Source organism: Paenibacillus agri, from assembly GCF_013359945.1.
Taxonomy (GTDB): Bacteria; Bacillota; Bacilli; order Paenibacillales; family Paenibacillaceae; genus Paenibacillus_AQ; species Paenibacillus_AQ agri.
Genome location: NZ_JABWCS010000219.1, coordinates 165,333 through 186,665, shown reverse-complemented (window position 1 = coordinate 186,665; position 21,333 = coordinate 165,333). Strand labels below are relative to the sequence as shown.

Below are 21,333 nucleotides of genomic sequence, written 5' to 3'. Positions count from 1 at the left end.
CTATGGAGCTGAGAATCGCGGATAAAACGGCCTCCGGCGCAATCGTAAAGCCGATTTCTAGCGGCGATCCGCCGAACAGGTTGGCCAGCGCACATCTTTTGGCTACTCCGCTTCTACATTCCGTACGGACAGAAGCGCCGCGTTGCAGGCTGCAATATAGGCCAGTCCGGCAGCCATTACGATATCCTGGTGAATCGCCGTCCCCCTGAATTTGGCGCCGCCCCATTCCACCATCACAGCGGCCTCAGCCTGGGCATTCTCTCCGCTGCTCAGCGAGTGCAGCTCCAGCCCGGCAAAATCAATATCCTCCGCAATTCCTTGCCCAATCGCAGCAATAATCGCTCCGAGCGGACCATCACCTGTGCTGGTATGAGAGGTCTCGCTGCCGCTCTGCAAATGGCGCACGGTCACAGCAGCTACACGCCGTGCTGCGCTTCCCGCCAGCACCTGTACCTCGCCCAGCTCATAGACCTGGGCTTGCTGTCCAGTGGTACTGCTCACCATCTGCAGAAGCTGCTCGTCACTGACAACCTTTTGCCGGTCAGCTGTCTCTTTGAACGACTCGTACAGGGCGTCCAGCTCCGCCGGTTCCAGAGCAATACCGTATTTGGCGGCTCTGTCCTTCAGCGCATGACGGCCGGAATGCTTGCCCAGGATAATCATGCTGCGCGGAATACCAAGGCGTTCCGGGTCCATGATCTCATAGGTGCTGCGATCCTTCAGCAAACCATCCTGGTGAATACCCGACTCATGCTGAAATGCATTTCTGCCGACGACTGGTTTATTGTAAGCAATGGGAAAATGCATCGCGCTGCTGATCAGTCGTGAAGACTCATACAGCTGATCCAGTGCAATGCCAGTCTCTGCACCCAGAACATCGCCACGGGTCTCCAGCGCCATGACCAGTTCCTCCAGGGCACAGTTGCCTGTTCGCTCACCGACACCATTGACGGTGACCTCGATTTGTGTGGCGCCTCCCTCAATGGCCGCCAGGCTGTTAGCCACGGCAAGCCCCAGATCGTTGTGACAGTGGGCACTGTAGATGACTTTATCTCCTCCTCTGGCCCCCAGCCGCACCCGCCGGAACATTTCACCGTATTCATGTGGCAGCGCGTAACCAACCGTATCTGGCAGGTTAATAATAGTAGCGCCTTCTTCGATGACAGCCTCCACCATCTCAATCAGGTCATCAATATTAGTCCGAGCAGCATCCATCGCCGTGAACTCTACAACATCTGTGAATTGACGGGCGTATGCCGTCATCTCACGGGCTTTTGCCACCACTTCGGGTCTGCTCATCCGCAGCTGATGCTGAAGATGAATGTCCGAGGAGGAAATGAACAAGTGAATCCGCCGCCGCTCGGCATCACGGGTCGCCTTTACAGCTGCATCGATATCACCCTTGACTGCACGGGCAAATCCGCAAATTTCCACGTTCCGTATCTTGCGTGAAATGGTCTCCACAGCATTAAAGTCACCAGGGCTGGACACTGGGAATCCCGGTTCCATCACATCTACGCCCAATTCTGCAAGCTTGTAGGCCAGCAGGATCTTTTGCTCCGGTGTCAGACTCGCACCCGGTGCTTGCTCGCCGTCACGCAGCGTGGTATCAAAAATCTGAATTCGTTTCTTGACTGGAATAATCATGGTAAATCCCTCCTGATTTATGTGTTAGATTTGGGTTTACTTTGGGTTTGTTTTGTTTTGCTTTGCTTTGGGTTTGTTTTTTTCAGCTTTGCTTTGGGCTCGCTTTGGGCTCGCTTTGGATTCGCTTTAGATTTGCTTTCGGCTCTCTTTAGTTTCGTTTTGGGCTCGCTTTAGATTTGCTTTGGACTCGCTTTAGATTTGTTTTCGGCTCGCTTTAGATTCGTTTTGGGTTTGTTTTGGCTCGTTTAGATTTGTTTTGGATTGCTTCTTGTTTTGTCTGGTAACGGACCACAGAGACGTTATTTCCTGACCATCGACCGTTCCAGAAAAATAACGGACTCCAGAGACGCTATGAGTAGAAATCCTGTGTAAAATCCATGATTTGAGCGAAAATAGCGTCCCCTGAGTCCGTTACATGTTCCAGAAGCGGCTTAACGGGCAAATAACGACGTTAGGGTCCGTTAGCTCATCGTTATCCCATCATTAGCCCCATGCCCTTATGATAGTCAGCATATTGGTATTGGCCCTGATGCTGTACTAGTCGTGTGGCCACGACACATTCTGCACTTGCTTTGCACTTGCTCTGTACTCGCTTACGCCCCACTGTGCACCCTCTGCGCAACACTCTGTGCCCACTAAACTTACTGCACTCGCTCTGTACACATATGCCCCTCTGTGAGCGCTCTGTGTACCCACTAAACTTACTTTTGCACTCGCTTCGTATCCAACTATGAAGTCGCTTTGTGCACTGTGTACCCACTGTTTACTCACTGCGTACGAACTTGCTGTGGACTTGCTTTGTACTCACTGGACATTCTTCTTTGTGTATATTCGTTATGTTCATTACGCACAGCCGCACGTCGACTTGCGGCTGTGCTTATTCCCACCCACTGCTGCCGGCAGCTAGATGACAGTGTGAATTCCGCTGTTTATGCAGCGGAACTCCCACTCTCCGCGCCCTGCAGACCGGATGCAGCTATGCCCCATCCAGTCCGCAGGAACGCAAAAACCCGCCGTCTCATATAAGAGACGGCGGGTTTCCCCTCCGCGGTACCACTCTTGTTGACGCACAGTCGAACAGCATAACATCATCTGCTCGCTGAATGCATCCAGCTCCTCTTCCCGGCAGGACGCTGAAGTTCATCTTCATCCTGCGGGAAGGTCCGGTAACGGGGACGAACCGTAACGGCCTACTGTTGTTCAGCCGTTCCGCTCCCGGGCGAGCTTCAAAGATTCTGGTGACTGCGTCGCACCTTACCGCAGCTCTCTGAACACCATAGCCTTCTACTACTCCCGTTCACAGCGTATATCTTTTGGAAAAAACCATACAAAAAAGCCTGCCATCTCATTCAAGAGACGACAGGCTATTAACCTTCGCGGTACCACTCTTGTTGATACTCCTGATACCGGCTATCTGCACCGACATTGGAATATCCACTTAACAGCCAAACAAATCAACCGGACATGCTGCCCTTTCCTTTGTTTGACCACCCTCTCACGGAGGTTAACCGTAACGATGTATGAAAGGATCCGGCGTGCACTGCCGACCAAATACCCAGTCTAGGGTTTCCTTTGTTCCACCGCTCCGCTCCCGGACGAGTTCAGGTCTCCTTCGACTGCGTTGCACCATCCCGCAGCTCTCTTAACCCGGAGTTTCCTTACTGCTTCCATTCATTGCGTTTGCGTTAATTTATAATTGAACTGATTATACCCAGACAACGAACTGAAGTCAATAGGTGGGAACAGACCATTTTTCCAGCGAAAATCCAGGATCAGCCACCATATCGAGAGGAATGCCACCCTCATGCTTCCATTTCACATAGGCAGCCGCACCGATCATGGCCGCATTGTCCGTGCAATAAACCGGCGGAGGTACAATCAATTCGATGCCCTCTTTCTCACAGCGGGCTGTCAGTGCTTCACGCAAGCCCTTGTTCGCAGCCACACCGCCACAGAGCAGCAATTGTTTGGCACTGTTAGCCCGAACGGCCCGAACGGCTTTCTCGACCAGCACCTCTACAACCGACTCCTGAAAGCCCCGAGCAATTCCGGCGACATCCGGCGTCAAACCTTTCATCTTGCTCTGGTTGACTACATTCAGAACCGCAGATTTCAATCCGCTGAAGCTGAAATCATAAGAGTCCGGCTCGAGCCACACTCTAGGCAGCGTTACAGCTTCTTCGGCTTCCCGAGCCAAACGATCCACATGAGGGCCCCCTGGATATGGGAATCCTAACGCACGTGCCACCTTGTCGTAAGCTTCGCCCACCGCATCATCACGAGTGCGGCCAACTATATTAAAGCGGCCTTCCTGCTCCATATGGACCAGTTCAGTATGCCCGCCAGACACCACCAGTGTCATGCAGGGATACTGTAGTTCAGCAACGAGGCGGTTGGCATAGATATGCCCGGCGATATGATGTGTGCCGATCAGCGGCTTGTTCCAGGCAAGCGCCAGGCTTTTGGCAGCTACTACACCTACCAGCAGTGCGCCCACCAGACCCGGCCCCTGTGTCACAGCGATGGCTGTCAAGTCCTCAGGTGTTACGTTCGCAGCCGACATCGCCTCTTCAATGACCAGTGTCATTACTTCCACATGCTTGCGCGAAGCAACTTCAGGGACTACCCCGCCGAAGGCCCGGTGCGTCTCGATCTGGCTGGAGATGATATTGGACAACACCTCATTGCCGTCCTTAACCACAGCCACCGAGGTCTCGTCGCAGCTTGTCTCAATTGCCAATATAATCACAGGCTGAAGTGCACCCGTTTCAGTCTTCATTTATGGTCCACGCTTCCTTCCAAAATGCTTCGCTCCTCGTAAGCCGGCAGGTCGGCCCACATAATGAGCGCATCCTCACGGTTATCGGAGTAATAACCTTTACGGGTACCCGCCGAGCGGAAGCCTTTTTTGCGGTATAAATTCTGGGCAATTTCATTGGTTACCCTGACCTCAAGTGTGATCGACTGCATGCCTAAAAAAGCTGCCGTTCTCATCAGCTCGTCCAGCAGGCGTTCTCCCCATTTACGGCCACGATAGGCCTCCAGCAGGGCAATGTTTGTCACATGGGCCTCATCCACAATCGCCCACATCCCAGCATAACCGATAATATGGCCGGCCAGCTCCATTACCATATATTTGGCAAAATGATTGTGTGTCAGCTCGTTGCGGAAGGCTTCCTCCGTCCACGGCATAGTGAAGGCTTCCCGTTCGATAACCAGAATATCGGGAATATCCTCCACCTTCATCAGGCGAAAAACAAGACCGTCTCCCTGCCCTCTTACTGACTCCGCTTCCGTCATCGTTTATTTATGCTCCCTTCTCTGCTTAACTGCAGATTGGCTTCCGCTTCCGAAAGCTGGGTATAGTTAGGTATAATGCTGTGCAGATCATCTCTCTCTCCCTGCGCCAGTCTTGCTTCGCCGAGCAATCCTGCCCAGCGTCCTTCCAATTCATAAGGCACCGCCTCTAAGCTCGCGGCCTCTTGCAGCGGCCGCAGCGAGTCTTCGCTGGCATGCAGCGCCGTCTCGCCGACAAACCAGAGCCTGCGCGGCTTGGTGCCTGTCGCGGCGGCTTCTTCCAGCCGTTCGCCGAGCCGTTGCACCCAATCCGCCATCAGGCGGATGGCGTCCGGCTCGAGGCGAACCGGCGCACCGCTGTCAGCAGCTGCGAACAGCGCCGTATAGGCTTGCCCGCGGCGAGCATCCAGCAGCGGGATGATCCAGTCCGGGCCATAGGTACCGGCCCCGGACTCCGCTGGAACGCCGGCATCGACATCGCTGCCGGCGTTATTCTGCCGGTTCGCCGCAGCCTCTCCGGCGAGACCGGCCTGCCAGCCGCCCCATGCCAGGGCATGCAGGCTGGACACACCGGCCACGGGCAGTTTCCAGGCCCAGGCCAATGTCTTGGCTGCGGTCACGGCAATGCGCGTCCCGGTATAGGAACCCGGCCCAACGCCGACCGATATACCGGCCAGGCTAGCAGGGTCCGTTCCTGATGCAGTCAACGCCTGCTGAATGATCGGCAGCAGATGAACGGAATGATTCCGTTCGCCGGATGCGTTGATCTCATGCAGCACGACGCCTCCTTCTGTGACGGCAACTCCCAGTGTAGCCGTCGATGTATCAAGCGCCAAAAACCGCTTGCGCGGCTCTACATTTTCACTCGTCATTCTTCTTAACCCCGTTCTGTTCCAGAGTCCGGCACCATTCATCATAAGGCTCGCCGGTTCCCGTTACCGTGATGATACGTTCGTTCGGGCCAACCGTCTCCATGTATATATGCAAATGCTTCGGAGGCATCAGTTCAGTGATGATACTGCTCCACTCCACCAGACAAACCCCTTGCCCGTAGAAATATTCATCCAGACCCAGCTCGTCCGCTTCGTGAACCGATATCCGATATACATCCATATGATACAGCGGCAGACGTCCCGCATATTCCTTGATAATTGTAAACGTAGGGCTGTTGACGATTCCCTCTACACCCAGATGATGGGCAAAGCGTTGGGAAAACGCTGTCTTTCCTGCTCCCAGATCGCCATCCAGTCCGATTACGGTACCAGGTACCGCCGCAGCCGCCAGAGCAGCCGCAAGCCTCTCGGTATCCTCCAGGCTGTAGGAATGGTATTTGAGCACCGATTCGACATTATTGTCCAACTTCAATACCACCTTTAAATAAGTCCGTAATCGTCAGATTACCCAAGAAATCTGTCGAAGTACAATACAATTAATTATATCGGTATGATTGTTTTACCGCAACAACGGTGTCACTTTTGAGATTCGCAATTAGAGACGGATTTGCCGTCCTTTGAGGGGACGGTATCCGTTTCAGCAGAAATATAAGGATAATTTATAGCGTAAAACATATAAATTCTTATATGTGCAAAAAGGCCCTTGCCCACAAAAGGGGCAACAGGCCTGCAGCAGATCAAGCCGTTAGACAGCATGATACTGTTCTTTACTGGGTAGTTCTTCACCACGTAATTCTTACCACGTAGTTCTTTACAACGCAGTTCTTTATTACACAGTTCTTTATCCCGCTCTCATTATTACGACGTTCCTTGTAAGACTAATTCCTTAACGCTTTTCTTCCAGCCGTTCCACGCCTACGGTATGCGTATTGGTCGGACGTGACCCCACCTGCACGGTAGCCATGCCGTTCTCGGCATCCACATGCTCAATCCAGACCGGCTCGCCGTCCAGATGAACCGAAATCATTTCCTTCGAAGCATAAATATCCTTAGCCCGTTGTACATCCATGTCATGTCCTCCTCCCTTGTGAAATTGGATCATTTACGCTTTATCCTTTTGTTTGGTGACCGGCGGGACTTCGCCAATGGTCTGCTCTGCATCCAACTTGTCCCCATCCGCGCTATCCTCATTCTCTGGCGTGTTCGACGTGACGGCATTCCAGTCGACTACCTCTGCAGGAATGTCCTGCTCACTCAAGCTGTCGCTCCACTCGTTCCAAGATTTGCCCATCTTTTCCCCTCCGCCGTACGTCATATCAGCACACTGATTGCTGAATTCCAGCCTCTTGCCTGGCCTTATTTTTTCCCATCGTTCACAAAAAATGCACCCGGCTAGAAAAACGTATCCAGCACCATACTAAGCCAAAGCAAATCCATGCCCTTATGCTCTTATAACATTTAAAGCAGTAACATAATTGTTCAGGAGGCGATATCATGCATACCGTGTGGAAAGGAGCCATCAGCTTCGGACTTGTACACGTTCCGGTCAAAATGTTCTCCGCTACGGAGGATAAAGACATCTCGCTGCGTTACATTCATAAAGAATGCGGTAGCCCGCTGTCATATGTGCGCAAATGCCCGGTCTGCGACAAGGAAGTCGCCTGGGAGGAGATCGGCAAGGGTTACGAATATGAGAAAGGTAAGTTTGTCACCTTCGATAAGGAAGAGTTGGATCAGCTGAACGAAGAAAGCAGCAAGAACATTACGATTCTCGATTTCGTCGATTTGACAGAGATTGACCCGATTTATTTTCAAAAAACTTACTACCTCTCCCCCGATCAGGCTGGAGGCAACGCCTACCGGCTATTGATGGAGGCTATGCGGCAGACGGGTAAAATCGGCATTGCCAAAATCTCCATCCGCTCCAAGAGCAGCCTGGCAGCGATTCGGGTGCTGGAAGAATGCATTGCCATCGAGACCATTTTCTACCCTGACGAGGTTCGTCCGGCTTCTCAAGTTCCCAATCTGCCGGGTACCGGTGCCGTGAACGACAAGGAACTGGAGATGGCCAAGCTGCTGATCTCCCAGCTGTCCACGCCGTTCGAGCCGTCCAAATATACGGACGATTATCGCCAGCGAATGCAGGATCTCATCTCGCATAAGATTGCAGGGGAGGAATTTCATATTGCACCTACGAAGCAAGAGAGCAATGTAATCGACCTGATGGCCGCACTACAGGCTAGTATCGAGGCCGTTCAGCATGTTCCCACAGATCCTGGGCCCTCCCTGTCCGGCACCAAGAAAACGAAGACTGCCGGTACAGGTAAAAGAAAAACGGCAAAGACCTCTGCGGCGGAACCTGCGGTTACGCCTCTGGCCGGAGCTGCGCCATCTGCCCAGACTACACCTGTGGTTACGTCCGGTGCCGCACCACCTGTTGGAGCTTCTCCTTCCGCAACACCTGCAACCGCCGGAGCTCCGAAGGTTGGCCCCATCCCGGTCATCGCACCGACTAAAACTAAGCGCCGCAGCGCTAAGTCTAAAGAAACGATTTCTTAGAGGACCGGCAGATGAAGTTGAAGCCAGTGATCCCTTTCGAGCCCATACTAGCTGATCAGCTTCCGCAGGGTAACCAGTGGATCGCCCAAATCAAATGGGATGGCGTTCGCATGCTGTCCTATTATGACGGTAATAGCACCGAACTGGTTAACAGGCGTGGGAACCGCCGCACGCTCCAGTATCCCGAACTCGCGGATGCTGCTGCCTATTCTAAAGCAAATTCCATCATTCTGGATGGCGAGATTATCGCCCTCAGCGGCGGCAAGCCTTCTTTTCACGAAGTTATGCGGCGGGACAGTCTGCGGACAGAAGGCACGATCCAAGCTGTAAAACGGCAGGTGCCAATCATGTATATGGTCTTTGACATCCTGTACTGCAATGGCTTGTGGCTGCTCGACCAGCCATTGCATAAGAGGCAGCAGCTTCTGGCTGAAATGCTGCTGCCTCATCCACATGTACAAAGTGTCCCCAGTTATACCGATCCGGCAGAACTGTTCCATGCTGCCCAAAAGGGCGGGCTGGAGGGCATAGTCTGTAAGGACATCGACAGTACCTACGCCTTGAGTGGCAAGGACAAGCGCTGGCAGAAGCGCAAAATCATTCAGGATCTTGTTGCGGTTGCCGGAGGTGTGACCTTCCGTGACGGGATGGTCAACGCGCTGCTGCTCGGCCTGTATGACGATGAGGGCAAACTGCATTATATTGGCCATGCTGGTGCAGGCAAGCTGACCGTGCAGGATTGGCGTGAGCTGACCCGGTATGCCCAGACATCGGCAGCTCCAGCCATGCCTTTTACTGCGTTGCCCCAGCGGAGTAAGGCAGCCTTCTGGATCAAGCCGCAGCTCTGCTTCAAAATTCATTTTCTGGAGTGGAATACATCCGGAACACTGCGCCAGCCCGTAATTCAGGCCCTGGTGGATATTCCACCACAGGACTGCCTGTTAAGTCAGCGGGGTACAGCCACGTTGACTTAACAGAAAAAAGCGTTCTTCCGGGGCTGCCGGAAGAACGCTTTTTGACATGATTACGGATTGATTAGGCTGGCTGCGATCTCTTCCAATTGTTCTTTAGTAAGAGTGCTCTTATTGTTCACCGTCAGCTTGTAATCCTGACTTTCATCCTGCCTGCTCCATGTCAGCTCAGCCTTGAGATCATAGTGATGTGGACCAAAGACAGTATAGACCGCTTCACGGCCATTAATAATCAAATCCTCATCCTTATCTCCAGGCAGCGAAGCGTACGTTACACCCGGAGGCAGCACGACCGCCGGCCCTGAATGAAGGCAAATTCTCTCCCCACGCCGCGTAAAGGTCAGTGTAGCCGACCCACTGGTCCACTTATATTTTTTGGCAATGACTTTTTGACCAGATTTCACAGCTTCGGCTTTCAGCTCATCTCTGAGCTTCTTGTAATCATCACTCAGAAAGAACGGGATTACAGGATCAATGACTGCTTCCTGAAAATTATAACGTTCCGGGAGATTTCCCGGTTCCTCCAGTGTTTCGCCTGTCAAAGCTCGCAGCTTCTGTGCAGCCTCGCTAATGGTGTTATACCTGTAGGGCATGTAGTTGAAATTCAGCATGTCATCCGGATTCGACTGGCCATGATTAATGTACATCACACGGATTTCGCCGGGTTGCAGCTTGACGGCATTTTCCTTGTCGATTAACTGTTGAATGGACAGAGGCGTCTTGATAGGCTGCTCCACAGGTGCAGTGGCCTGACTCTTCTGCTTCGTGAATGACGAGGCTGCATTAACAGCTCCGCTGGCTGCCCCCAGCAGTAATACCATGCTCATGGCTGCAATGGCGGCTGGCATGTTCTTTTTCATTGTTTTTTGCACTCCTTCGGGACATTTTATATAGAAAATCTTGAGATTTTACAATATTGCAGTGGACATACCCGGTTTATCTTTGTGTAATCAGACTGGCAGCCATGGTTTGCAAATCTTCACCTGTCAGCGTGCTCTTTCGATTGACAGTGATTTTATAGGCCTGCTTCCCATCCTCACTCAACCACCGAAGTTCCTCTTTAAAATCACTGCTCTTCGGTCCAAATGTCGTATAGAGCACCTCACGACCCGCAATCTCCAGCGTCTGGCTCTGATCCCCTGGCATGCTTACATAAGTAGCACCCGCGGGGAGGATCAGCTTCGGTCCGGCATGAATACGAATTATTTCCCCGCCCCGCGTATAGGTCAATCTAGTCTCTGCTCCTGTCCATTTGTATTTCTTGGCAAGAAATTTTTTACCGGAAGCTATAGCCTCCGCTTTCAGTTGATCCCTGAGCTTCTTATAATCCTCACTCAGAAAGAACGGGATAGAAGGATCAATTGCCGCACTTTCAAATCCAAAGCCTTCCGGAATACCTCCCGGGGCTAACAATTTTTCACCAACCAAATTTTGCAGTTTTTGAGCGGCATCATTAAGCGTATTGAAATTGTAAGCCATCCATTGAAAATCAATAGCGTCGGTTGGATTGAGTTGTGGATTATTCACGTAAGATATTCGAACATCGCCCGCGTTCAGCTTCAACGCCCGTTCCTCATCAATCAGCTGTTGAATCGATGGTTCCTGCTTTGCGGGCTGTTTAGCTGGTTGTGGAACAGTTTGCTTCGCAGTTGTCTCTCGCACCTTCTTCTTGGCCGATGCTGCCCCTGCCGTTCCTCCGGCTGTCCCCATCAGTAAAATAAGACTCAACGTCACAGACATTGCTTTGGTATTCCATTTCATCGTTTTAGGCTCTCTCCTCTGGCAGCTATACCAGCCGCATTTGATATCTTAGTTCCATTCACTCTTACAACGCCGATCATTGCTAAAAAGGGACACCATCAAAAAAAATCCTTCCGCTTTTAAGGCGAAAGGATTGAATAAAACCTCATCTGCTCTGCTGAATGAACACAGGCGCCAACGCCAGCCATTCGTTCTTGGTCAACGGTTTACTGACATCGCTCAGGGTGTACAGCATATTGGAATCTTGGTCATAATAAACTAACCTGTTGGCCGCTAACCACCCTCCCTGATTGCCAGCAGCTTGAGAGATGGAGATAAAAAGCGCTTCTTTTCCTCCTATCGACCATTTCTCTTCTGACTGTCCAGACAGAATACTCACCTTAGTAGAGCCGTTAGTCATGAGTTCAGATACACTCAACCGAATTGATCTCTTGGCCCCATTCTTAATGTAGTCCAGGTTGACCTGAAGATGTTTTGCCCGACTCTTCTCCAGCTTCCTAATAAAGACCTGCTTTCCACTGGTATCAGCCTGGGCCTCGGCTTCCAACTGTTGAAGTACCGTCAGGTATTTCGGAGTCGTCTGGTTCAGAAAAGTTTGGTCGGTAATCCTCCCCTGATCAAATTCATATCCGTCCGGCAGGCTGGAGGGAATCCGGATTCCGGAATGGTCAATCTCACTCCATGCCTTATCGAAAGCAGTATAATCGTTATACACCTGTGGCCGCGCAGCATCAATTAGCTTAGTGCCATATCCAAGCCCTGTCGCTAATTTATCAAGCTCGGCATCCTTGACGTAAAATACCGCCCTTTCGCCGGGATTCAACGCAGCTTCTACCTGATCTCTATAAGTATTCATCCGTTCGGAATATTTCAATGCTGCTGGGGAAGGACTCGGTAGGGGAGTATCTCCTTGAGTAATATTCTGTACTCCCAGTACCACTTGACCAGCGCTGTTCTTAAGGACATGCGGAGTCCCGGCCTGAGATTCAATAATCTTAACGGCAGTAAGGGGACGCTCTGGCGTAGCGTAGTCCCCGGCCAGCTTGAAGATCCCAAAACCAGTGACTGCAATGAGTAACGCTGCCGCAACTCCCGACACCGCAATCTTAGCTTTGAACCGGGGCTGACGTTGATGCGCCTCCTGAGTCCTCTGCATTAATGGCTCATTAGATTCTTGGGAAAATGCAGCCTCATCCTGTGCCTTCTGGACATGTATTGTACGTATCCGTTTCATCACAGCGTCCTTGACATCGATATCCTGATAGCTGTCATTCCGGCTCATTTTCTTTACATTTTCTTCTTCAGCAGTGAATCGTTCCTGTTCCATGTGTTCCCTCCTTTCTGCGCCTCCAGCATCTTGCCAAGCTTCAGCAGCGTTCGCCTATACTTCTTCTTGACTGCCTCCATATTTTTATCAAGAATCTCGCCAATCTCAGCAAAGCTCTGCTCTTCAAAAACCCGCAGCACCAGCAAGCTTCGTTCCTCCGGACTTAACCCCGCTAGTGCAATCGCCAGTGGTTCACTGAAGATACGCCTTTCCATCGCTTGCTCTGGACTTTCAGCAGGTGGTCCAGGCTGGAAAAGCATGAGAATTTTGTTCTGGCGAGTCCGCTTGCGCAATAGGGCGAGACAGTGATGATAAGCAATTTTGTACAACCAGGAAGAAAAACTAGTCAGCGGACGATATTGTCCGATATTCTGATAAGCCTTCACAAGAACTTCCTGCACCGCATCCTCAGCTTCCGTCCTGCTGTTTAGCAGCCTGCAGCAGTAGCGATAGATAGGCTTTTGAAAGGTCTCCACAATGAGAGCATACTGCTCACTTTCACCGTCCTGCACCCTCATAATGGCTTGTTCAACCCCCTCCAAAATGGCAATGACCCCCTTTAACCATATTCCTCTACTTTTATAAGCAACAGAAACGTCTGTACGGGACATATTCAGGGAAATTATGATGCGTCTGTTTCCAAGATACTCCGGACTGAAAAAAATCCTGCAGCACATAATATCTCTAATCAAGCGAAGGAGGAGTCCAGCATGCCCACTGCAGTCAAAGGCTCCATCACAGTAGACGGGCAGGAGATCATCATCACTAATCCCGACAAGCCGCTGTGGCCTGAGGTCGGCATCACCAAGAAGCTGTATCTGCAAAAGCTTGCCGCTCTCTCTCCCTATCTGCTCCGTTACTGCCGGGACCGGCTGCTGACCGTTATCCGCTATCCGCATGGCGTAACCGGCATGTCTTTTTATCAAAAGAACGCGCCTGAGCCGCTCCCGCCATTCGTCCGGACCTTCAACCACGACGACATTACTTACATTACCTTGCAGGGCTTGCCTGAACTGCTCTGGCTCGGCAATCTCGCAGCGCTGGAGTTTCATCCGTCCTTACACCTTGCGGGCAGCACGTTGCCCTGTGAATGGATGATTGATTTGGACCCTTCCCGCGAAGAGGAGCCGCGCATTATGGAAGCAGCTTCGATTGTAGGTAAGGTGCTGAAATCCCTTGGCCTCAACTCAGTTCCCAAAACTTCCGGGGCAACCGGCGTTCAGGTTATCGTTCCGATTACCCCGGGCGTAACCTTTGACGACCTTCGAAGGGTAGGACATTTTGTCGGACGTTTTGTGACCGAGAAGCACCCGGAGCTGTTCACACTGGAGCGGCTGAAGAAGCATCGTGGAGACCGGATTTATTTTGACTATCTTCAACATTACAGCGGCAAAACCCTTGCGGCACCCTATACCCCCCGGGCTCGTCCGCTCGCAACCGTCTCAACACCTTTAACCTGGGAAGAAGTTGAACGGAACGTCTCTGTTACGGATTATCATCTGCTCAATATTGAAGAACGCCTTACCCGGACAGGTGACCTGATTACCAGCGTACCCCCGCAGCCGGTGGAAGTCATTGCCCGGCAGCTTTCCTAAAAAGATAAAAATTTAAGAAGTCCTCCTTAAAAAGAGGGCTTTTTTGCGTTTCATCTTACGTCAAAATAACTTTCCTACCAGGGATTGTCCAGAATACGTTCAGCAGCGAGTTGTACAATTAGCCGTGCAGATATTGTCGACTTTTCGAGGGAATTGTCGCATGTAGCAATTTTAAGGGGGAAAGAAGGCTATGAGTAAGAAACAATCGTTAAAGAAGAAATCAATAACCATGTTATCTACCACTGTGCTGCTTGGTACTTTAGTACCTCACACATTTGCTTCGGCATCGTTTACTGATATCTCTAATTCTTACGCGAAAGATGCCATCTTAGAATTAATGGACAAAGGGATTATAAATGGAACAACGGATAGCAAATTTAATCCGACTGGCTTAATTTCCAGACAAGACTTCGCCATTATTCTGGCAAAAACACTGAATCTCGATCTGACTTCCCCGCCTGCATTAGCTACATTTAGTGATGTACCAAGTAATTCATACGCTTTCAATGCCGTGGAAGCTGCTGTGAAGGCAGGGCTCGTGAAAGGCATTGGCGGAGAGCTGTTTGGAGGTGCGAATACGCTGACCCGTGAACAAATGGCTGTTATTTTTATGAATGCCTTAGCTGTTGACATCACCGGAAAAGGCAGAGACTTAACCTTCAGTGACACATCTTCCATCTCTGCTTGGGCTAAGGATTCCGTCGCCGCTGCACTGGAATTAAACTTAATGAGAGGTAATCCTGACGGTTCCTTCCGGCCGAAGAGCAGCGCACTTCGTCAGGAAGTTGCTCTAGTCGCTTCTAAATTCCTCGTCGAAAAATCTAAACAGGATGCCGAGAACCCGAGCCAGCCAGCAACACCGGAACCGGTATTAGGGGTGGTCGTTCCACAATCCACACCAACTACCACCAGCACTAACAGCAGCAATTGGACTTCGCCAACGCCGGTGGCACCTGAGCCGACGCTGACGCCAACTCCAACATCGACTCCGACACCAACATCGGCACCGGAGCCAACGCCGACACCGACACCAATACCAACACCAACACCGACACCGACTCCAACGCCGACACCGACTCCAACGCCGACTCCAACGCCGATACCAACGCCGATACCGACACCGACACCAACGCCAACACCAACACCGACGCCAACGCCGACTCCGGCGCCGATCTACGAGACATCGTCTGCGTTTGCACTTAGTAAAAGAATCTACAATAGCAACTTTACGGAACAGCCAAAGACATTTACCGTTAGCGACGGTGTAAATACAGCTACGATCACAGCGGATCAAAACTATGAGGACATGAGAGATTTTGTGCGTGTCTTAAATGCGGCTTTGACCGAAGGTCATGTGAACGCCAAGGCATCGGTCGTTGATTTATTTAGCTTTAAAATTGTCTCAGATGTGACGGGACCAGAGGCTGTACTTTACATCGGAGGTGAAGATGCGTCATATGCGTTTAGGAAAGAGGAGTATCGCGGCTCAAATCTATCCGGCGTAAATGAAGCTCCGACCATTCAGGATTTGCAGATTATTTCACGAGATGAGCCTGCTGTGGGAGATCAACTCCTTGCTGATTTTGACTATATTGACACAGAGAACGATGAGGTTGATTCCTTGAATTATCAATGGTATCGCTCTGAATCCCTAGAGGCTTCCAACAAAACAGCCATCCCCGGAGCCACCAATCAATTTTATCAATTGACCGACGAAGATCTCGGGAGCTATCTCACACTTGAAGTTACGCCTATAGCCAAAACGGGAACGAAAACAGGAACCACCGCTACCAAAACACTGGATCAGATCATCAAATCAAATGTGCCAACGGTCGATATCTCACAATTTGAAGTGATTGATAACTACAAGGGTGAACAGGATCAAATTAAAGGCTCGGCTGGCGCGGTTAGTGAACCAGACGCTGTAGTAAAAGCTTATCGTTGGGAGGATCTTAACGAGAATGGCATCGTGGATGAAGAGGATCGCTTGGGAAGCCCGCTTAATCTCGGCTTAAGTCAGGCGGACGGATCACTCCCTGCCGCCAATATCGGAGATCTGGATGCAGGTGGATACAGCTATATCCTTACCTCCACGAATGATGATGGTAAAGAGTCTCCACTCGATGCTGAACATGCCTTTACATTCACTTTGCAAAAAGGAGCTCGTCCAGCCGTACCAACACTGCCTTCAACTTATTATGGGTTTCCTGACCCAGCCGCGTTCGTACCCTCCAAGTCATTTTTAGCAGGATCTCTTCCATTCTTGATCCGCTTTGACTATGTTATGGGGGAAGCTTATTCGAATGGAACCTTGGAAGTTACATTGGAAGGACTGACGTTCACCACAAATGATCTTATATTCGTGAACGGGTGGAGGAATATAGCCTCGGATCAATTAAGTAATGATGGGCACACCCTCACTATTAAAAACATAACAGGCCCTTCACAGGACATCGCCTTCGAACTGCATGATAAACGAATTCCGTCTGCCGGGGATTATCTTATTCGCTTTAGAGCAGATGCCGATGGCACAGGAACCCAGAAGTCTTTTTCCGAAGAACAACAGATTACATTGAAATCGGTACAACCGTCATAACAACACTATAACAATACAAAAAAGCGCAAGCCCCAGGATGCAGTATCCCTTTCAGCTTGCGCTTTTTCTCATGCCTTTAATAAAAAATCTAGAAGGTATTCTATATAAGAATACGGCACATAAAGATGGTTCCGCCGTATTTATTGAGCGATCGTTCGTAAATATACCTTCTTTCAGTGAGTTAAAGCCCGCACCCGAGCTTCGCTAATGGATGGATTTTTTCTTAAAGCGTCCACCCTTGACATCATGGATATTACCGATCGCAACGAATGCGTCAGAATCCCAATCCTCTACAATGGCTTTCAGCTTAGCTTCTTCCAGACGAGTAATAACAACAAAGATCACTTTCTTGTTCTCGCCGGAGAAACCGCCTTCTCCATCCAAATAAGTAACACCACGCCCAAGGCGCTCTGTCAGCGCTTCTCCGATATCACGGAATTTCTCGCTGATAATCCATACCGACTTCGACTGATCTAGACCTTCAAGTGTAATATCAATCAATTTGAACGCTATATAATAGGCAATAAGTGAGAACATTGCATTATTCCAGCCGAACACAAAGCCTGCACCCGATAGAATAAACAAGTTAAAGAACATTACAACTTCGCCTACAGAAAACGGTAATCTCTTGGCAACCAGAATCGCCACTATTTCCGTACCATCAAGCGATCCACCGTAACGGACAACCAGCCCGACGCCTACGCCCAGAATGATACCGCCAAAGACGGCAGCCAGTAGTGGATCCGAGGTGAAAGGTTTCACAGGATGCAGCAGCTGGGTTCCTATGGACATCAGGACTACGGCAAATAAAGTGGACAAAGCGAACGTTTTACCGATTTGCTTATAGCCGATCACCAGAAATGGGAGGTTAAGCAGCGTCAACAGAATACCGAGGGGAATATCAAAGATATGCGACAGCATGATCGAGATCCCTGTAATACCACCGTCAATCATCTGATTCGGTACAAGGAATATCTCCAGTGCAACCGACATCATCGCTGCCCCTATGGCCAGCATAACAACTCGTTGCGCGAGCTTCGCCGTCTTGATTGCTCCGGACTTTTGTGGTCTGCCTTCTTTCGCAAACAGTTCTTGACTCACATTCATAGAACTCCCCCTACAATTACAGTATAATTTTGAAACATAAGTTATGAGATTCATCTCTTACATTTCTGATTTGTACACTTTATTATATCATAAATAAACGTTCCATAATGAATGCTTCATGTAAAAAACGTTCAAGAATTTTGTTGTTTGTCACTTTTCCTGTCATAGAAGTGGTGATAACAACTGACAAATACCCTCACCCAGCTTGACAAGCCGGCCTCTCTCTCTAAATTGCTCCGGATTTATGAACTCACTGTGCTTCAAATCCCGCTGAAATCCATCTGCAACCGCTGATATAGCTTTAAGATCCAGCAGCACTGCTGTCAGCTCAAAATTGGAGTAGAAGCTCCGCATATCAAGGTTTACGCTGCCCACCGCAGCCAGCAATTCGTCGGCTACCATGATTTTGGCATGCATGAACCCCTTGGTATAGCGGTAGAATTTCACGCCTGCATCCTGCAGATTCTCCAAATAAGACAAGGATGCATAATAAACTACCCAGTTGTCTGGCTTCGCCGGGATAACAATCCTGACATCAACCCCTTTGAGCACTGCACTCTTCAGCGCCCGGCAAATGGCGGGATCGGGAATAAAGTATGGCGTGGAAATCCAAATCCGGCTCTTCGCAGCGCACAGGGCTCCAAAATACATCTCTTGCGAGGCATCCATTTGACCATCTGGTCCACTCGGCACAATCTTCACCGACTCCTCCCCCGCGCAGGCATGAACCGGAAACAGACGGGGATGGCTTACTCCTTCACCGGAGGCCAGCTTCCAGTCCTTTAAGAAGACGTATTGTATAAAATAAACAGCGTCCCCCTCCAGACGCAGCTGTGTGTCGCGCCAGTAGCCTATTTTGGGATCCCGGCCGAGATACTCGTCCCCCACATTCATCCCGCCGGTAAACCCCACTAATCCATCTATGATCAAGAGTTTACGGTGGTTGCGATAATTGAAGCGTCCTTCCAGCAGCGAAAGCAGTGGCGGCAAAAAGAAATGCACCTCGACACCGGCCCTGCGCAGCGTCTGGATATATCTGCGGCTTAGGGCATGACTGCCCATCCCATCACACAGCAGGCGCACCTTAACCCCTTGCCGGGCTTTGCGAATCATCACATCCTGGAACCGATCCCCGATCTCATCGTCCCGAAAGATATAGAATTCCATATGAATATGCTCACGGGCTTCTTCCATCGCTTCCAGCATGGAGGTATATGCTTCCTCTGTGCTGGAAAGCAGCCGAGTGGTATTACAGCCCGTAATTGGGCTTTTCGACAGTCCAGAAAGCAGAGATAACAGCTCTCTTTGCTGGGCGAACTCCGGGTTCCCGCATTCCTCCAGCTTTTTGACTACACGGCTTTTGCCGGAGACATGAGCGTGTATTTCAGGCTGCCGGGTAATGCACTTCCGGCTCAATGAGCTTTTTCTCCGAAAATCGCGCCCTAACGCATAATAGAAAAGCAACCCTAACGGGGGGCAGCAAAAAGTGAGGAACATCCAGGCTACTGCCCGCTGCGGGCGCCTAAATTCAAGCAGCAGAATTACAGCCAGCTGAACAATAAAGAGAACTAGAATTATGGCAAGCACCTTCATACAGCCGACTCCCCCTCAGTAATTAGAGCATAGCCAATGCGGCCAAAGCTCTTCTTTTTTTCAACAAACCATTGTCATGTTCCCGAAAGATATGGAATACATAGAGTAATAGGACAAATCGGATAGAACTGCGGAACGTTCCATTGCCTGCCCGCAGCAATACAGGAGCGGCTGCCTAAAGCCGCAGGAAGGAGACGCTATGAAAAGTCAGCCAGATAAGAGCGGGATTACACTGCTCGTTGTCCGGGATGCCGGGCGTCCGGTCCGACAGCTTCAGCTATCCAGGCCGATGGCGTTGGCCCTGCCGGCTGCAGCCGCTCTATCTATCTCCAGTCTGGTCACCTCCATGCATTTTCATGCATCGAAGTCGATTGCCGAACTGGAAGCAGAAGCTGCTGCGCTGTCCTTGAACAATCTTCGTATGGAAATGCAGGTCGCGGACAAAGACCAGACATTACTCCACCTGCGCAGTCAGGTCGCGGAATTGTCGGAGGAAGCTGAGAATATCAGGGACCGGTTAAAGAATGTAAGTGAACTGGAGAAGCAACTGCAGTCCCTTCTGGACAAAGAGAAAACTACGCCAGCTGGTGCACCGTCCGCAGCAGCCTCAGGGAGTCGTTCTGGGATGAATAAGGATAATTCTGTTGCTTCCAATGCGAATTCTTCCTCTGCTGCTACTGCGAGCAAAGGAAGCTCTGCCTCAGCTGCAGTTAATCTCAGCTCTGCATCCAAGGCTACTGCCAACTCGGTCAGTAAGACAGCGGGCAGTCGGCAAGAGGATTCATCCACTACTACAGCATCCTCTGTAATTTTCGTACCGGAGCCTGCTAATTCACCCGCTTCCACCGCTATCCGTTTCCGGATCGGAGCCATGAGCGGCATCATTGGCGATACGGTAACCCCACAGGTAGGCGGTGAATATATCGCCGTGCACCAGAATGATCCTTTTCAGCTGATAGAGGATACCAAGGATGATTTCGAGGAAATTCACAGTATCCTGGATGAAATGCTGGGCCGGATCTCCAATACCATTCATCAGGCTAAAGAAGCCAGTACCCAAGCCGCTCAGAAACAAGCCAAACAAGTGGAGGCCCAGAAGCAAAAACTGGATTCTGGGGTAACGTGGCCGACGCTCTCCAAAGTCATCTCCTCAAATTTCGGCTACCGCTCTGATCCTTTCAAAAGTGTATCTGCCTTCCATTCCGGGATCGACATCGCGGCTAAAACCGGAGATCCCGTCTTTGCAGCCCTCTCCGGCGAAGTTGTTGCGGTGGATCAGCAGAGCGCCAGAGGCAAATATATTGTCGTCAAACACCCGAACGGATTGGAAACATGGTATATGCATCTTAGCGGAATGAACGTCTCTCCTGGAGAGAAAGTAGCCAAGGGACAAAAAATCGGACTGGTAGGCAGTACCGGACGCAGCACCGGTCCCCACCTTCACTTTCAAGTAGTCAAACAGAACAGCCCGGTGAACCCGCTGACCTATGTAAAACCTTAAAACTGTGTATTCAGGCCATATGGAATGGGAGGAAATAAAATGTGGAACAAACGAGGAAAAGCTACACCCATCAAGGCTACGGATTCATTGATCGGGCACGGAGGCACCCTGGAAGGAAAGGTACATTGCGACACCAATTTACGGATTGAAGGGACCTTCAGCGGAGAGATTGAGTGCAGCGGTACAGTCACTGTGGGCGAACAGGGAACTGTTCGCTCCAGCATTACTGCGGAGGAGGTTATTATTGCCGGAAAAGTATACGGTGATGTCACCGCGAACCGCAGGCTCATCATGACGGGCAGTGGCCAGCTGCATGGCAATATTTCAGCCGCCACGCTTAACATTATGGAAGGCAGCCTCTTGAACGGCTCGGTAGACATGAAACAGCCCGCCCCGGAATCAGCGGGCGGGCAAGAACAGCAGGCAAAGCCGGACAAGGCCGCCGCACGTGCTGCCAAAGCGCAGAATGCACGTGAAGCTGGATGA

Annotated in this window: 19 protein-coding genes and 1 other annotated feature; of the genes, 6 read left to right on the top strand and 13 right to left on the bottom strand. The window is 50.7% G+C overall.

Annotated features, from left to right (window positions below):
- Window positions 1-102: 102 nt before the first annotated feature.
- The 7 genes from HPT30_RS24600 to HPT30_RS24570 form a co-directional block, all read right to left on the bottom strand.
- On the bottom strand, window positions 103-1,647 hold the full coding sequence (locus HPT30_RS24600; RefSeq protein WP_175373940.1) for a 2-isopropylmalate synthase: 1,545 nt from the start codon (window positions 1,645-1,647) through the stop codon (window positions 103-105).
- Between the two features lie 1,022 nt (window positions 1,648-2,669).
- Window positions 2,670-2,957 (bottom strand) — a binding site (T-box leader).
- Window positions 2,958-3,376: 419 nt separating this feature from the next.
- Window positions 3,377-4,426: a tRNA (adenosine(37)-N6)-threonylcarbamoyltransferase complex transferase subunit TsaD gene (tsaD, locus tag HPT30_RS24595; RefSeq protein WP_175373939.1), complete on the bottom strand. Its 1,050-nt coding sequence runs from the start codon at window positions 4,424-4,426 to the stop codon at window positions 3,377-3,379.
- Window positions 4,423-4,947 (bottom strand): ribosomal protein S18-alanine N-acetyltransferase, encoded by a 525-nt coding sequence (gene rimI / locus HPT30_RS24590; RefSeq protein ID WP_066377428.1) that lies wholly within the window; start codon window positions 4,945-4,947, stop codon window positions 4,423-4,425. The genes tsaD and rimI overlap by 4 nt, the downstream gene beginning before the upstream one ends.
- Window positions 4,944-5,816 (bottom strand): tRNA (adenosine(37)-N6)-threonylcarbamoyltransferase complex dimerization subunit type 1 TsaB, encoded by an 873-nt coding sequence (gene tsaB, locus HPT30_RS24585; RefSeq protein ID WP_175374053.1) that lies wholly within the window; start codon window positions 5,814-5,816, stop codon window positions 4,944-4,946. Before tsaB ends, rimI begins: the two co-directional genes overlap by 4 nt.
- Window positions 5,806-6,303, bottom strand: coding sequence for a tRNA (adenosine(37)-N6)-threonylcarbamoyltransferase complex ATPase subunit type 1 TsaE (tsaE, locus tag HPT30_RS24580; RefSeq protein ID WP_175373938.1), 498 nt, complete (start codon window positions 6,301-6,303; stop codon window positions 5,806-5,808). Before tsaE ends, tsaB begins: the two co-directional genes overlap by 11 nt.
- Before the next feature lie 420 nt (window positions 6,304-6,723).
- Window positions 6,724-6,906, bottom strand: a complete 183-nt coding sequence (locus HPT30_RS24575; protein WP_066377425.1) for an H-type small acid-soluble spore protein — start codon at window positions 6,904-6,906, stop codon at window positions 6,724-6,726.
- 33 nt (window positions 6,907-6,939) lie between these two features.
- On the bottom strand, window positions 6,940-7,128 hold the full coding sequence (locus HPT30_RS24570; protein WP_175373937.1) for a hypothetical protein: 189 nt from the start codon (window positions 7,126-7,128) through the stop codon (window positions 6,940-6,942).
- Window positions 7,129-7,331: 203 nt separating this feature from the next.
- Between HPT30_RS24570 and ku the strand changes: the two genes are divergently transcribed.
- Window positions 7,332-8,396, top strand: coding sequence for a non-homologous end joining protein Ku (ku, locus tag HPT30_RS24565; protein WP_175373936.1), 1,065 nt, complete (start codon window positions 7,332-7,334; stop codon window positions 8,394-8,396).
- Window positions 8,397-8,407: 11 nt separating this feature from the next.
- Entirely contained in the window at window positions 8,408-9,370 is a 963-nt protein-coding gene (locus HPT30_RS24560; RefSeq protein ID WP_175373935.1) for an ATP-dependent DNA ligase, read from the top strand.
- Window positions 9,371-9,420: 50 nt separating this feature from the next.
- Here HPT30_RS24560 and HPT30_RS24555 read toward each other — a convergent pair whose 3' ends face one another.
- The 4 genes from HPT30_RS24555 to HPT30_RS24540 all read right to left on the bottom strand — a co-directional run bounded on the left by HPT30_RS24555 (window position 9,421) and on the right by HPT30_RS24540 (window position 12,997).
- A complete protein-coding gene (locus HPT30_RS24555) occupies window positions 9,421-10,227 on the bottom strand; it encodes a hypothetical protein (protein WP_175373934.1) in 807 nt (268 codons plus the stop codon).
- 76 nt (window positions 10,228-10,303) lie between these two features.
- Complete coding sequence (locus HPT30_RS24550) at window positions 10,304-11,128, bottom strand: hypothetical protein (RefSeq protein WP_175373933.1); 825 nt, start codon at window positions 11,126-11,128, stop codon at window positions 10,304-10,306.
- A gap of 145 nt (window positions 11,129-11,273) precedes the next feature.
- Window positions 11,274-12,455, bottom strand: coding sequence for a hypothetical protein (locus HPT30_RS24545; RefSeq protein ID WP_175373932.1), 1,182 nt, complete (start codon window positions 12,453-12,455; stop codon window positions 11,274-11,276).
- Entirely contained in the window at window positions 12,416-12,997 is a 582-nt protein-coding gene (locus HPT30_RS24540) for an RNA polymerase sigma factor (protein WP_246317407.1), read from the bottom strand. Before HPT30_RS24540 ends, HPT30_RS24545 begins: the two co-directional genes overlap by 40 nt.
- Window positions 12,998-13,165: 168 nt before the next feature.
- Between HPT30_RS24540 and ligD the strand changes: the two genes are divergently transcribed.
- The gene (gene ligD, locus HPT30_RS24535) at window positions 13,166-14,050 is read left to right on the top strand and encodes a non-homologous end-joining DNA ligase (RefSeq protein WP_175373931.1); all 885 of its coding nucleotides are present in this window, start codon (window positions 13,166-13,168) and stop codon (window positions 14,048-14,050) included.
- Window positions 14,051-14,240: 190 nt separating this feature from the next.
- A complete protein-coding gene (locus tag HPT30_RS24530; protein ID WP_175373930.1) occupies window positions 14,241-16,646 on the top strand; it encodes an S-layer homology domain-containing protein in 2,406 nt (801 codons plus the stop codon).
- Between the two features lie 204 nt (window positions 16,647-16,850).
- On the opposite strand, the gene HPT30_RS24525 is transcribed toward HPT30_RS24530, so the two are convergent.
- Together HPT30_RS24525 and cls are read right to left on the bottom strand one after the other, a co-directional pair.
- Window positions 16,851-17,753, bottom strand: a complete 903-nt coding sequence (locus tag HPT30_RS24525) for a YitT family protein (RefSeq protein WP_066377412.1) — start codon at window positions 17,751-17,753, stop codon at window positions 16,851-16,853.
- Window positions 17,754-17,915: 162 nt separating this feature from the next.
- Window positions 17,916-19,346 (bottom strand): cardiolipin synthase, encoded by a 1,431-nt coding sequence (cls, locus tag HPT30_RS24520; protein ID WP_175373929.1) that lies wholly within the window; start codon window positions 19,344-19,346, stop codon window positions 17,916-17,918.
- A 199-nt stretch (window positions 19,347-19,545) separates the two neighbouring features.
- Between cls and HPT30_RS30500 the strand changes: the two genes are divergently transcribed.
- Window positions 19,546-20,847 carry a M23 family metallopeptidase gene (locus HPT30_RS30500; protein ID WP_281364533.1) on the top strand — a complete coding sequence of 434 codons (1,302 nt, stop codon included), beginning with the start codon at window positions 19,546-19,548 and terminating at the stop codon, window positions 20,845-20,847.
- Window positions 20,848-20,886: 39 nt separating this feature from the next.
- Entirely contained in the window at window positions 20,887-21,333 is a 447-nt protein-coding gene (locus HPT30_RS24510; protein WP_175373928.1) for a bactofilin family protein, read from the top strand.

What these genes read in the sequence shown, in the direction of transcription:
- ku (WP_175373936.1), top strand. Translation starts at nt 7,332, where the DNA reads ATGCATACCGTGTGGAAAGGAGCCATCAGCTTCGGACTTGTACACGTT.
- HPT30_RS24560 (WP_175373935.1), top strand. Translation starts at nt 8,408, where the DNA reads ATGAAGTTGAAGCCAGTGATCCCTTTCGAGCCCATACTAGCTGATCAG.
- rimI (WP_066377428.1), bottom strand. Translation starts at nt 4,947, where the DNA reads ATGACGGAAGCGGAGTCAGTAAGAGGGCAGGGAGACGGTCTTGTTTTT.
- HPT30_RS24530 (WP_175373930.1), top strand. Translation starts at nt 14,241, where the DNA reads ATGAGTAAGAAACAATCGTTAAAGAAGAAATCAATAACCATGTTATCT.
- tsaB (WP_175374053.1), bottom strand. Translation starts at nt 5,816, where the DNA reads ATGACGAGTGAAAATGTAGAGCCGCGCAAGCGGTTTTTGGCGCTTGAT.
- HPT30_RS24550 (WP_175373933.1), bottom strand. Translation starts at nt 11,128, where the DNA reads ATGAAATGGAATACCAAAGCAATGTCTGTGACGTTGAGTCTTATTTTA.
- HPT30_RS24600 (WP_175373940.1), bottom strand. Translation starts at nt 1,647, where the DNA reads ATGATTATTCCAGTCAAGAAACGAATTCAGATTTTTGATACCACGCTG.
- HPT30_RS24525 (WP_066377412.1), bottom strand. Translation starts at nt 17,753, where the DNA reads ATGAATGTGAGTCAAGAACTGTTTGCGAAAGAAGGCAGACCACAAAAG.
- HPT30_RS24575 (WP_066377425.1), bottom strand. Translation starts at nt 6,906, where the DNA reads ATGGATGTACAACGGGCTAAGGATATTTATGCTTCGAAGGAAATGATT.
- tsaD (WP_175373939.1), bottom strand. Translation starts at nt 4,426, where the DNA reads ATGAAGACTGAAACGGGTGCACTTCAGCCTGTGATTATATTGGCAATT.
- HPT30_RS24570 (WP_175373937.1), bottom strand. Translation starts at nt 7,128, where the DNA reads ATGGGCAAATCTTGGAACGAGTGGAGCGACAGCTTGAGTGAGCAGGAC.
- HPT30_RS24545 (WP_175373932.1), bottom strand. Translation starts at nt 12,455, where the DNA reads ATGGAACAGGAACGATTCACTGCTGAAGAAGAAAATGTAAAGAAAATG.
- HPT30_RS30500 (WP_281364533.1), top strand. Translation starts at nt 19,546, where the DNA reads ATGAAAAGTCAGCCAGATAAGAGCGGGATTACACTGCTCGTTGTCCGG.
- HPT30_RS24555 (WP_175373934.1), bottom strand. Translation starts at nt 10,227, where the DNA reads ATGAAAAAGAACATGCCAGCCGCCATTGCAGCCATGAGCATGGTATTA.
- ligD (WP_175373931.1), top strand. Translation starts at nt 13,166, where the DNA reads ATGCCCACTGCAGTCAAAGGCTCCATCACAGTAGACGGGCAGGAGATC.
- HPT30_RS24510 (WP_175373928.1), top strand. Translation starts at nt 20,887, where the DNA reads ATGTGGAACAAACGAGGAAAAGCTACACCCATCAAGGCTACGGATTCA.
- cls (WP_175373929.1), bottom strand. Translation starts at nt 19,346, where the DNA reads ATGAAGGTGCTTGCCATAATTCTAGTTCTCTTTATTGTTCAGCTGGCT.